The 12684-nt window shown below is 38.3% G+C and carries 12 protein-coding genes and 1 pseudogene; 5 read left to right on the forward strand and 8 right to left on the reverse strand.

What is annotated here, in order from left to right:
- Positions 1–97: 97 nt before the first annotated feature.
- Together FCN25_RS06180 and FCN25_RS06185 are read right to left on the reverse strand one after the other, a co-directional pair.
- Positions 98–583, reverse strand: a pseudogene (locus FCN25_RS06180) (hypothetical protein).
- 196 nt (positions 584–779) lie between these two features.
- Positions 780–2330: a PAS domain-containing methyl-accepting chemotaxis protein gene (locus FCN25_RS06185; protein ID WP_137222958.1), complete on the reverse strand. Its 1551-nt coding sequence runs from the start codon at positions 2328–2330 to the stop codon at positions 780–782.
- A gap of 395 nt (positions 2331–2725) precedes the next feature.
- On the opposite strand from FCN25_RS06185, the gene FCN25_RS06190 reads away from it, so the two are divergent.
- On the forward strand, positions 2726–3100 hold the full coding sequence (locus tag FCN25_RS06190) for a hypothetical protein (RefSeq protein WP_137222961.1): 375 nt from the start codon (positions 2726–2728) through the stop codon (positions 3098–3100).
- A gap of 318 nt (positions 3101–3418) precedes the next feature.
- Here the strand turns inward: FCN25_RS06190 and FCN25_RS06195 are convergent, their stop codons facing one another.
- Complete coding sequence (locus tag FCN25_RS06195; RefSeq protein ID WP_137222963.1) at positions 3419–4135, reverse strand: ZIP family metal transporter; 717 nt, start codon at positions 4133–4135, stop codon at positions 3419–3421.
- 240 nt (positions 4136–4375) lie between these two features.
- Here FCN25_RS06195 and FCN25_RS06200 point away from each other — a divergent pair, with 240 nt between their 5' ends.
- Both FCN25_RS06200 and FCN25_RS06205 read left to right on the forward strand, forming a co-directional pair.
- Complete coding sequence (locus FCN25_RS06200; protein WP_137222965.1) at positions 4376–4627, forward strand: hypothetical protein; 252 nt, start codon at positions 4376–4378, stop codon at positions 4625–4627.
- A 674-nt stretch (positions 4628–5301) separates the two neighbouring features.
- Positions 5302–6495 carry a bile acid:sodium symporter gene (locus FCN25_RS06205; protein ID WP_206194443.1) on the forward strand — a complete coding sequence of 398 codons (1194 nt, stop codon included), beginning with the start codon at positions 5302–5304 and terminating at the stop codon, positions 6493–6495.
- Between the two features lie 276 nt (positions 6496–6771).
- On the opposite strand, the gene FCN25_RS06210 is transcribed toward FCN25_RS06205, so the two are convergent.
- The 3 genes from FCN25_RS06210 to FCN25_RS06220 all read right to left on the reverse strand — a co-directional run bounded on the left by FCN25_RS06210 (position 6772) and on the right by FCN25_RS06220 (position 8852).
- A complete protein-coding gene (locus FCN25_RS06210; protein WP_137222969.1) occupies positions 6772–7275 on the reverse strand; it encodes a GNAT family N-acetyltransferase in 504 nt (167 codons plus the stop codon).
- Positions 7276–7389: 114 nt separating this feature from the next.
- On the reverse strand, positions 7390–7863 hold the full coding sequence (gene tsaA, locus FCN25_RS06215; RefSeq protein ID WP_137222971.1) for a tRNA (N6-threonylcarbamoyladenosine(37)-N6)-methyltransferase TrmO: 474 nt from the start codon (positions 7861–7863) through the stop codon (positions 7390–7392).
- Positions 7864–8150: 287 nt separating this feature from the next.
- Complete coding sequence (locus FCN25_RS06220) at positions 8151–8852, reverse strand: CPBP family glutamic-type intramembrane protease (RefSeq protein ID WP_137222973.1); 702 nt, start codon at positions 8850–8852, stop codon at positions 8151–8153.
- 534 nt (positions 8853–9386) lie between these two features.
- Here FCN25_RS06220 and FCN25_RS06225 point away from each other — a divergent pair.
- Positions 9387–9878, forward strand: coding sequence for a DUF1097 domain-containing protein (locus FCN25_RS06225; RefSeq protein WP_137222975.1), 492 nt, complete (start codon positions 9387–9389; stop codon positions 9876–9878).
- 138 nt (positions 9879–10016) lie between these two features.
- On the opposite strand, the gene FCN25_RS06230 is transcribed toward FCN25_RS06225, so the two are convergent.
- Both FCN25_RS06230 and FCN25_RS06235 read right to left on the reverse strand, forming a co-directional pair.
- Positions 10017–10751, reverse strand: coding sequence for a ZIP family metal transporter (locus FCN25_RS06230; protein ID WP_137222977.1), 735 nt, complete (start codon positions 10749–10751; stop codon positions 10017–10019).
- 9 nt (positions 10752–10760) lie between these two features.
- Positions 10761–11201, reverse strand: a complete 441-nt coding sequence (locus FCN25_RS06235) for a DUF2202 domain-containing protein (RefSeq protein ID WP_137222979.1) — start codon at positions 11199–11201, stop codon at positions 10761–10763.
- A 622-nt stretch (positions 11202–11823) separates the two neighbouring features.
- On the opposite strand from FCN25_RS06235, the gene FCN25_RS06240 reads away from it, so the two are divergent.
- On the forward strand, positions 11824–12438 hold the full coding sequence (locus FCN25_RS06240) for a hypothetical protein (protein WP_137222981.1): 615 nt from the start codon (positions 11824–11826) through the stop codon (positions 12436–12438).
- The last annotated feature ends 246 nt before the right edge of the window (positions 12439–12684 follow it).

Raw genomic sequence — 12684 nt, forward strand, 5'->3', positions numbered from 1 at the left:
GTTAATATAAACCTAATACCACTCGCTTAAAAGCGAGTGGTATTTTTTACTTTACGGTAGGCACCAGCTTGCTAGATACTTTTTAGGTTTTCCAATATCACTTCTCGAACTTGATCGCAGACAATCCGTTATTATGACTATGATGCGGTACTTGATTATAGAAATGATCTTTATAATTGTACTATCATCTCTTATTCCGAGCTCACATGAGTTAAATATTTCTGAGCGTGCTTCATTTCTGGTTTCATGAACTTTTAACTTAACCCAGCCTTTTTCAGAAGCAAGAGGAAACTCACCGCCACAGCATTATCATGGCTGTTGACTCTTCGGCTCATACTGGCTCAAGGTTGTACTCTTTTACCAAGCTACACTAATTTGAACAGACATAGGAACCACTACGTTGGGTTCCAAGTATTTCGTCTTATTGATTATCAATGGTGATGTGTTGTCTTTCTGGCTTATCAAACTTGTTAATCCAGTAGTGCAAACTGTTGGAGGTGCCACCTTATCTATCGGTAACATTTACGATTTTATAACCATACTCAGAGACCAGTTTAACGGTTTCAATGTTGAACGCATCCAGATATCATTTTCTGCGTGTGTGACACCTCATATCTCAAAATCTATTATAACGCGATGAAGTATCTACAATTAAAGAGGGGTATAACATAATAATGTATTATCCATAGCCAACGAAACTGACTATGGATGGGATAGCAAGAATTCAGACTCGAGGAGTCGCCAATCAATATCAAGGGTTAACGTTAATCATTAATCGTCTAATTAAACTGCGATACCAATTCAGTTTGACGAATACCTTGGGCGCTAATCTCTTGGCCATGTATTGAAGCCTTGTGGCAATTTTTTTCAAATTGATTAATACCATCTTGTAGTACCATAGCATTGTCATGAATTTGATTAACAACAGCGGCTTGCTCTTCAGCAGCAACAGAAATTTGTTGCCCATTACTTTCGATAATCATCATCACTTCACTAACAGAATAGAGGCTTTGTTCGAGCATTTTACTGGAATCAAAACTCTTACTTGTTAACGAATGACTTTGTTCCATTTGTACAACAGCCTCTGCTGTCGTTCGGCTAAGTGTATTTATAATAGCGTGTATTTCATGAGCAGAGGCGGCTGAGCGGCTGGCCAAATTACGCACTTCATCAGCAACTACAGCAAATCCCCTGCCAGTCTCTCCAGCACGAGCGGCTTCAATGGCTGCATTGAGCGCTAGCAAGTTTGTTTGATCAGCAATACTTTCGATAACATCAACGACTTTATTCACATTTTGACATTGTTGATTTAAAGCAGAAATAGCAACACGAGATTCTTCTAATAATTTATTAATTTCGGTGGTGGCAGTTTGGCTGTTAACTAATGCCACTTTAGTAGCTTGCATTTGTTCAACTAGTTGGTGGATTTCCGTCGTTGAATTAGTGGTATTTCGGGCTATTTCAGTAACAGATGTACTCATTTGCCCGATTGCGCTAACAACTTGTTCAAGGTTCTGCGATTGCTCTACCAATTGAGTTTGATTAGCTTGGTTTTGTTGTTGATGTTCTTCTAAACCTTGTTGAAGCTCCTCGCCACTGTCTTTAATACGTCCAACAACAGCAAGTGTCTCAGCCTTTTGCATTCGCAGGCTTAACTCTAAGTGAGAAAGCTCATCGACATAACCAGTGTAAACAAATTGATTTAATGGATTATCATGTACTTTCTTACTTAGCTTAAGCATATTATCAAAGCGCTGCTTAAGCACATAAAGCGGGCGACAAAAACATATGATGGCGACAATAAATGTCAGGATCGTAAGGAAAGCACTAGAGTAAGGTAATGACAATAATAACCCCACAGACAGCAACCAGGCCAAAAATAGCTTAGTAATAATGCTAGCGCCAAACTTTGGTTTGGCAGCTTTACCTGCATTGACGGCATCGTAACAAGCTTGAGCACGGTCAGTGAGCTCAACTTCAGGCTGGGTTCTAACTGACTGATATTCGACAATTTTACCGTTGCGCTTAATGGGGGTAACATAGGCATTTACCCAATAATATTTGCCACTTTTACAACGGTTCTTTACTAACCCCATCCAGCTTTGCCCTTGCTTAATGGTATCCCACAAATTAGCAAATGCGGCTTTTGGCATATCAGGATGACGAATCACATTATGGGGTTTATTGATAAGTTCTTCTTTTTCATAACCGCAAACAGTAATGAAGTCATCATTAACATGGGTAATGATACTGTCTAAATCTGTTGTAGAAATAATTTTATAATCCGATGGATAGATTACTTCTTCATTGATAATGTTTTTTGCAGCCATGATGATAGATTAAATTCAGTCGAAAAACGAATAATATGATTATTAATCATTCAATATGAATTGTATGTGATGATTAACAAATTTAATTAAGTAAATCATGAATAACTTTTAAATATCCGAAGTAAATCACACTAATAGTTTTAAAATTCAGTTTGATATTAAATATTATTTTCCTTTTTTTTAGTAAATAAGGCCTGTAAATAATGTTACGATTTGTCTCGTGAGAGATAACCTTTTTGAAGACAATATCCTGCAGAAACATTAATACTCAATGGTGATACTAATTACTTATGTAGCTTTTATAAGCTATTAGCATAAATGATGTGTGCTAGATAACGTTAAAATAATCAAAGCGCAGTATAATCATGGTTAATTAATCATTAATGGAAGATATCGTGCTAACAAAAATTCTAGTCACAATATTAGTGATCGTTGGTGCTATCGTGTATTTACGCCGTGGTCGAGGCAGTAATGTGAATCGCAACACTGTGATGGCAGACATGCAAAGCTCACCTTTTTTCAGTCGGGTAATTATTTACACTATGATTGCAGTATCGATGCTAGCCTCAGCAAGCTATTGGGGGTGGAGTTGGTATGATGATAACACCATAGTTGACGTGACAATTTCATCGCCTGTTGAAGCGATGTCAGCGAGTTACAAAGTCCGTAAAAAAGATATTGAAGACCAGCGAATTACCACCGTTGACGGGATTCAAATCCGTTTATCTAATCAAGAACGCTTAACGGTTAAAGCGGTAGAAACACAGTAATATCCCGAGCTTTACATCATTCAAGTAGTCAATAACATTATTCGATTAGGGCTTAGGTACAGATTTCGCTCATAGTTATAATCGCGAGTTTAAAAAAGCGCAGACCTATCCACCCACTGTGATATTCAAAACGCTAACCAATGCTAAAACTCACACCATTTAAAAGCTTTACGAACCATTCAAGATAATAAAGCTAATAGAGCATGTCATTTAAACGGACTATTGTTTAGTCTCGTTGTTGTTCAATACCTTAGGGTTTGTTAATCTTTACTGGTTAAGTTTCGTTCGAGAAAAAATGCTTTTAGCCCCACACTCATTTCATGATGTTGTTAACATTAACCCCAACATACCAAGTGCAAACCCAAACACAGCCCCCATTGGTGGCGCCCAACGCTTTTCTAGTTTTACCTGAGGGGCTAAATCTTGAAATATTGAATAGAGAATACCACCGGAAGCGAAAAGCATTACTGCAGCAATAATTTTTGGCGACTCAGATAGCCATAAATAACCAGACACTGCCGCAATTGGACCCAGCACAGCCATTAAAGCAAACATGATGATAATGTTAAATGGTCTGTAAGTGGCTGTTGCACTTAATTCACGATAGGCGCTAAACCCTTCCGGTACGTTTTGCAACGCGATTAAAGCAGCAAGTAAAAATGCATAGCTATTCCCAGTGGCAAACGCCGCACCAAGTGCAATTGATTCCGGAATAAAATCAGAAAGCATGGCAATAAATTGACTGGCTGGGGTATTTATTTTTTTAAGATAAATATCAACAGCCATAAAGCTAAGCCCTCCCACCACTAACCATATACAAGCTGGTAATGGCTTAAGATTTGCGATTCCCTCTGGCACCAAAACTAGCGCAACAGCAGACAATAGTGCTCCGCCGCCAAAAGCCATTACACTATGCCTAAATTCTTGCTCAAGCCATTCACTGCCCACTTTTTCAAAACAAGCAATAACAGCACCTAACGGCATAGCCAAACCCGCGAGCAGTGTTGATACAATAACGGTTAACAACAGAGACATGACTAACTCCTTTGGAGGATATAACCTGGCGTAGAATTGTTCAACTTTCTGTAACGTGATAATGCCATAAACCGCCATAAACGTTGAATCGCAACTCAAAAAACATATGAGTGCCCAAAATCAATTAGCCATTTCAAGCAGTGCTTCTTATTAGATAACGATAGCTAATTTTAGCGTAATCCTGCAGTTTTTATTACAATAGGCATAAGCACTTAACAAACCGTAAAGTAAACTAACCAGATGGCAAAACCGAATAAGAAAGGTCCTTCTCGCACCGTCGACATCTTTTGTGCTAAGTGTAAAACTCAATTGTTTAAGTATCGCAAAGGGGGCAAAGGGGCCTTAATCAAATGCTTCAAGGAACGTATTGTTGAAGACTACACCAAAGCCCTGGGCACATGTCCAGAATGTAGCCAGGTATTTGCCCGAGATACGTTAGTCAGAGGCGCCCCAGCATTAAAAATGGTGGGTGGAAAAGTTACATTTAAATAATCCCATAGCATCATAGGTAACATAAGCATCATGGCACTCATGTGAACTTCCCCCCCCCAAAAAAAAGCCAAACATGGCAACCATTCACTAACAAAAAAAGCGGGTTCAGACCAGCTTTGCACACAATACATTCACAATACCGGCTTCAATGGTCTGGGTAACCATTTTTTCTATTCACTTTTACTGAAATAGTATCAGTAGCTAAAAACTTGATAAAACCCGCTCTTCCGCACTAAGCCTGTCATTCATATATGACAATAACCAACATCCTTATCAAGATCCAAATTGCATTTAGAGCATAAAAAATATCAATTAAATAAGAAAACATTATCAAAGCGGTTTTTCGACTTTACATCACATTGACACACGTTCTTAGAAAGTGTTAACTTACTTAGTATGTGGCATATGCCAATAACGTGGATGGTAAATGAGTTTTTTATTGGGATTTTAGGGTAATTAAGCTTTCACATGAATGTCGTAATTACTTTGACAGATAGTTCAATCCGACTTAACAATATAATGAGACTGCAATGAATAAGCTTTCCTGGCTGCAAAAAAATCTCGTAATAAGCATTCCTATCACTATGGTGATAGCCCTAATTTATGGTTACTTTAATGACGTTAGCTACCTAAAGAACTTGATCATACCGCTTACCTTCTTGATGGTACTGCCAATGATGATTAACTTACCCATTCGAAAAGTATTTGAGGGTGGCGACCTAAAGGTACAACTGGCTACTCAGTTTATTAACTTTGCAATCACACCATTTTTAGCTTTTGCCATCGGTTTGTATTTTTTCCCAGACAATCACTACTTAGTTTTAGGAATATTATTGACTGGGCTTTTACCTACATCAGGTATGACTATCTCATGGACAGGCATGGCAAAAGGGAATATACCGGCTGCAATTAAAATGACCATTTTTGGCTTGTTATTGGGTTCTTTACTGACGCCAATATATATCAACTTGTTAATAGGAGAAAATGTAGACATAGATATGATGAAGATGGTTCAGCAAGTCGTCATCATCGTACTCATTCCACTTATTATTGGTCACTTGATACAACGTGCACTTATTCATTTCTATGGTATGAGTCACTATCAAGAAAAACTCAAAAGTAAGTTTCCACCATTTTCTACTCTAGGCGTGCTGGGCATTGTGTTTGTTGCCATGGCGCTGAAATCTAAAACTATCATTGGCTCCCCTATATTACTCGGCCAAATATTGCTTCCATTAGTCCTGTTATATTTAGCAAATTTTTTACTTAGCACCATAATAGGAAAATTGCTGTTTAAAAGGGGAGATGCAATCGCATTACTTTACGGTACTGTTATGCGTAACCTGTCGATTGCACTAGCAATTGCTATGACCGCTTTTGGTGAAGAAGGCTCAGATATTGCGCTAGTGATCTCTCTAGGCTATATCATCCAAGTGCAAATGGGAGCTTGGATTGTCAAACTAACAGATCGTATTTATGGAAAACCAGCCCCTTCAGTGGCCGAAGATTTTGTTCATATGGGCATATTCTCACTGCATCAAGATGATACCTTAAGGCAAGCTATCCAGTTGCTTTCTGAAGAGAAAATACATTCCCTTGCGGTGCTTGATAATCAACAAAAAATACAAGGTTTAGTGTCGATGGAACAGATCATTGATTCCGTTGCAGACGGGGCTGATTTGGATAACCCTTTATCTGTTTTACCGTTAACAAATGCCCTCTTGGTTGACCTACAACAACCAATCGCTAGCATAGTCAATGATATGAAACGCACTCATACTTATAAAATTGTTGTCACTAACAAAAAAGGTGAAGTTGAAGGCATAATTTCTGGTTTAGATATTCTCGAATATTTATCACGGAAATAACCAAAGCACCTAATTGATTAACGTTCAACGGTAATTTGAATAGCCTCTCGAGGCTATTCAAATTCATCAGTAATACATCAAACAACCTACTCGCACATTGTTCCCCTCAACAAAACAAAATACCGAGAAAAATACTATGCCGAAGGCACAAAATAAACAGTGATAAAAAAGTGTGACCAGTAAACTGACTATCGCTTCTTCTGGCTCTGCTCTCTACCAATAAATAAAGGCAACTAAAGACTGGCTAAGTGATATGTGAACTTCTGTTTTATGAGCCTAGCGAGGGTTTATCTGCATTACGACTTTTTCTTTAAAGGTAGCATCTGAATAAAATTGAGTGACTAAGTTAGCAGCATCAATCGCAGTACGCTGAATTAACGGCACCGCGCGCTCAGAGGCGGTAACATAAGCACGAACATCATTATGGCGGACTAACAAAGGTTGAATAATATCTTTGTACATCACATCAGCAACTAAGCTTGCATAACCCTTTTTACGATGCTCAGGCATGGTAACAAAATGCACCACGCCCAAATCTTGATATAAATCACCCTCATACAAGGTAGTTTTATCCGTTCGGGCTTCATAATTTTCAAGTAAACCATAAGCAACCAGCTCTTTATTAATATACAGCTTTACCATTTCAGCCTGCGTACCATAACGTAATTGCTCATGTTCCGTGAGCCACTGAAATAAGTACCACATTTTCATATTCACTGGCCCTAAAGCAAGCAACTCTTCAGCGCAGGTATTAGCATTACAATATTCGAAGCGTTGCATTAGCGACCTATTAAATTTAAGGAGCTCAAAAGCTGAAACTAAAACTACGTTTTCGCCAACCAGAATCAGGAATCATGTTAACGTTAAATTAATTAGACCTTAGCTTGTCACTTATTAAGCGAAACGATCATCAGAAAGAGTCGTTTTGGGGTCAAAGCCTTGTTCATACCAGCCATCTTTGGTGTCTTTAATATTATCGAATGATTGGATATAGGGTTTGATATCAATGATCGGTGTGCCGTTAAGCAGATCAATCCCTTTAACAAAAACGCGACCTCCTTCAATACGATCAATTTCAACAATGCTCAGCCCAATAGGGTTCGGACGTTTTGGCGAGCGAGTGGCAAAAATACCGCGATGTTCAGTGTCTAAGAATGGTTTAACCTTCAAAGCTGAACCTTTAGCTTTGTGAATATGAAACAATACATAGATATGCGAGAAACCATGGAGATCATCCAGCCCCTCGACAAACTCTTCATGGATTATGAGTTCGGCAATATCATTTGAGATCCCAGCACTTTGTAAAGGTACATTGTCAATTTCTTCAAATGGGGTTTTAGCATAGCCAATGGGATGAAAAGTAATCATATTTTCTCGTTTTCCTGAAATGAAATCGCATATTGATACAGGCCTTCCGGTGCATGTGCACATCGGATGCTCATTAATAATCCACTTGCAATAATAACAGATGATTTTGGGATGTTATGAGATTATCAGCACTAATGGGGCTAAAAATACTCTGTCAATTCGCCACTGTAATGACTCAAAAACAAAGCTCAACGTGCCTCATAACTAACCCTGACATTCATTTTTATAATCATCGATAACTGTTATATATGGGCAAGTTTATTTCTAAAAATTTATTAATGAAACGATTAATATACAGAATAATAAAACGCGGAAAAGCCAAATGCTAACTCAATCAATAAATGAAATGTTAACGCAGGCCATAAGCTGCGAGTTTTAATCGTTAGATAAGACAATAAAGGCGAGGCGAAAATCATACCTACAGCTTCATAGATAGGTTTTTTAATGTGGAATAATACTTCAAAGATACACACAATAACGGTCATGATAATAGCGGCCGCCACAGGATTTATTTTGTAATGCTTGGTTAAACAATATTGACCACCACCCAATAAAAACCCGCGATGAAGGACTTCCCAGCCTATTATGGTCGAAGCGGTAAAAATCAGAAAACGCTGAAACTTACCTGCTTCTCTTAGCGCGTCTAAAGAGCGACCATGGCGATAGTGAGATAAATAATCTGCTGCAAAAAATTGTAGGTAAACAAATAAACAAAGCAAAAGACCAAAAAAGAAAGCCATCAGCAGCAGGTTTTCACGATTAATTGTAGGTTTAGAGAAATACAGTTGTTTTAACGGTATCGCCAGTAGAAAAACGAGAACAAATGGAAAGATTAACCGACTTATAATCCAATAACCTTTAACCCCTCCCGAAGCTAAAAAGCTATTGCTGACATACACACCAACCACCTGCAGTAGTAGTATTACTATTAATAATATGCAGAATGGAGCCGCCATTTTGACACTAATGCTCTGGTCTTGGTGAGGCATGCTTGTTATTTCCTATTATGCATTTGTATCGCATTTTTGGGGGGGGATATTGACGCCACAGTTTCTTATGTGGGCGTCCTTATTGTCAACAACATAAACTCATTAAGGAGACGCACTGCTTACTTATGTACCAACCATATTAAGTGACAAACTCTGGCTCTACGATGTTTTACCACTAAATATTCCATATTGCGTAAACGAAAGACATAGACTCACTATCATCACTGAGAACACCGTTAAATCACGATCCAGGCTCCCTCATAATATCCACTGTAACCATTAATGATGATAAGTAACGCCACAATTTTATTGGATAAAACCATCAAGCACTGTGGGTAAACCTAAACTTGCAAAACTTAAATAATCCGAAGCTAAATACGCCAGCGCCTACCAAGTTCCAGGATATTTTGTTTTATTAGCATTTACTATTATTTGCGAACTGGATCGACTTTTATAAAACTAAACTGCATGGCTTTCTTTTATTGTGCTAAATTTAGAACTCACCGTTCTTATTTTTACGTTATAGAGGCGACCATGGCTAATCGTTGGCAAATTGCAATTTCTGCAGGTTTTTTAGCGGCTGTTTGGGCTGGTCTTGCTGATGTATTTCAACTCGTGACATGGGTTGGCTTTCTCGGTTGCAGTACTTTTTTTGCTCAAACAGAAACAGGCGCCAAAGGGATGATAATGGCGATAATGACTAATCTTTCTGGTGTATTCTGGGGATGGTTAATTATTGCAGGTAGCGGAGTGCTGGGCTCGCCAATGATCAGCTATGCGTTAACAGGCATTGTTACTGCATTTATGTGTTTACAAGCCAGTCATAAAAACTTCGCTTTTATTCCCGGTACGTTTATTGGTTGTTGTATCACATTTGCCTTAAATGCCGATATAGCAGCAATTATTCCGCCGCTTATTATAGGTGCCGCACTGGGTTACAGCATGAGCCTACTCACAGGCTTATTGATAACGTTAACGGATAACACCACTGAATCGTTGAAAGATGAAACGGTAGAAGATATCTAAGCAGATTAGTTACCTACTGTTAATACAATATAAAGCTTGTTCAACATTCAATAACAACACAACTTCACTCGGCCTAACCTATTTGTTAGGCCCCTAATCTATTAGTTAGTCAATTGTTTAACTGGATTCATAATTTAATTAACCTTTTGAAAGTACTATTATAATAGCAACCAGTATCCCACCACCCAATGCAACAAAACTGTATTTTTTGTGTTCTTGTTCAGCTTTAGGTAAGAGGTGTGTTGCCCCAACATAAATGAGCGCACCCGCTGACAATGACAACAAAGCCCCCAACATTGGTTTATCAATTTGATTGATGAGTGGAAATGAGACAAGCATACCTACCGGGGTGGTTAATGCGGCTGCAAAAAAAGAAAGAATCACCGCTTTTCGTTCACTAAACCCTCCTTTTACCAATAAAAGATAGGTGATGATGCCTTCAGGGAATTCATGTAAAACCATGCCCGCAGTGGCGAGAAAACCAGTAAAAATACTCACGGTAAACGCAATAGAATAGATAAACCCATCGATAAACGAGTGAAAACCAATACCCACCATTGGTACAAGTCCAATGCCATATTGCTCTTTTTCAGGGTCTTTCTGGCATACAAATGCGGTAAGAAAACGATTAAATAAATGTAAGCCAAAAAATCCAACTAATAGATAAGGTGCTGCATTAGGGTTCATTGACAATGATTTAGGAATAATGTGAAGAAACGACGCCGATATTAATACACCCGCAGCAAAACACATAAAATAGGTAATATTGCGTTGCCCCCAATCTACATACTTACGTACTGTATATATACCGACTGTAGTAACAACAGCGGCAAGAGAACTCGTGGCAAGTGCCGTCCAAAATGTATTTTCCATGTTAACAACCTACTTACAGCATTGTCCGCGTCGATTTTGCTGTCCTCGACCGCCTCTCTCCACGCAACGCTGAAAAGCGGGAAGATGATTTTCTTTTGATGCTCTTTGTAATTGCTTTAGCACTGCTTGAATATCAGGATAATCTACTGTTAACTCAAGTAGCCTGTCATACATTTGTGCATTTTCAATTTCGTCTTCAACGCCCAATTGACATGCTTCAAGAATAGTTGCGGGTGTTTTTATGCGTGAATCCCAATCATCAATAGGAATAGCAATGTTGTATTTAGCAAACAAAGGTAATAAGGCATCAATATGACGGCCTTCGGCTGCGACTATGTTAATGAATGGCCGTATTTCACCAAATTTATTAATGACTGCACGGTATGTTGCACGTGATTTATACTCATCATTGATTGCTTCTATGAGTGCATTGTTTACATTTTCTGACATCGTTTCCCCCCGAAAGAGTAGATGAGATGATGTTGGAGCCTAATGCCTAGAGCTGACAAAAGTGGGCTTAAATGGAACACCCGCTATTTTTAGTCTCTGTTGATTTTCTTATTAGTTAACGATAACGCTAATAGCTTTTGAAATCCACATTCGGCTTTATTATGTTCGGTTTTAAAAATTGAACGCCACAATAGATAAGCCAATAACTATTCATCAAGTATCCAACTTTCCAGATGGACAGTAAAGCAGCCAACTAGTCCAAACCACCCATTTTAGAGTGCTGTTACCTGACAAACCAATTGGCTCATTAAATGCCAGAATTCCACCCTCTTGTGTGAGGTGTAGACTGTGAAGGTATACCTCCAATAATGAGCTGAAACTTGCTGGCGTTATTTTTATGTCTGCTAGGCAGCATAAGACCATCCATCAATAAATATGGGGAGCATGTTATTCTAGAAAACAATGTTATTTGCTCGCTCGTTTATGCTCCTCAATTGTTAGATAAAGCTTGTAAGGAAGAGATCTTATTACTGGTCATACAGATAAAAAGGTTGCATCACTGATAAATGAATTGCGTTTGGAAGAAGAAAAGCGATGAGTGATATTGAAGAGGATAAATACAATGAATATTGATACTGGAGACGGGATAAATGTTGATATCAGTAATATTGCAGAACAAAATCACCGCTATGCCATTCACCTGTCTACTTTTCAAAATGTGATTACTTACCATAACGGCACTTATGAAATTGCGAATATCGGTGAACATAGTCCTTTCGAAACGGTTGATGTCTGGCGTAACATTTCACTTGCCGCAGAGATTTTGCTCAAAGCTTGCCTGCTAAAGCATAATATCCTTTTTTTCAAAAAAAGGGCCCATGGTGAATATGGTGAATATGGTGAAAAAGTCACCGCTTTAAGTAATGCATGGTTGGATGGAATACTAAAAAAACTAGAGATCAATTATGTCGCACAGATCAACACAGGGACAATCAGTACGGCACTAAAAAATGCTGAAAATAAGCTTTTTAAACAAATACAGCTTCCTCCACAAAACACAAAACTGATCAGTCAGATGTTCTATGTCATTATCCGTACCCGGCGCAATCGCAATAGCCATTTCTTTTTCCCTAACCAAAGCCATATAAATATTGCCGAAGTAGAGATGCTGTTTCTACCGCTTTTAAATCAGCTTGAAGAGGTCTATGGCTTGCCATCGTATCAAGATGAAAAATAAGGTGAGTGTCTTTGTCATTTTATATAGATATTGCCGACGTTGAAATCTGCTTGAAGAAGTCTATTTTCCATCGGATCAATAAGAAGATTACGGTGGATGCCTATGTCATATTTACTTCATAAAACTAAACCATAAAACCAATCCTTATTAGAATATGATCTATTTTAGGCTGCGTCACTAGGCCCAGTACAATGAAAATGACTGTAGGTGTAGTCTTCTACATCAAAGTTATTTGAAGCCGTAATG

The sequence above is a fragment of the Shewanella sp. MEBiC00475 genome, from assembly GCF_005234075.1.
In the GTDB taxonomy this organism is placed as follows: Bacteria; Pseudomonadota; Gammaproteobacteria; order Enterobacterales; family Shewanellaceae; genus Shewanella; species Shewanella polaris.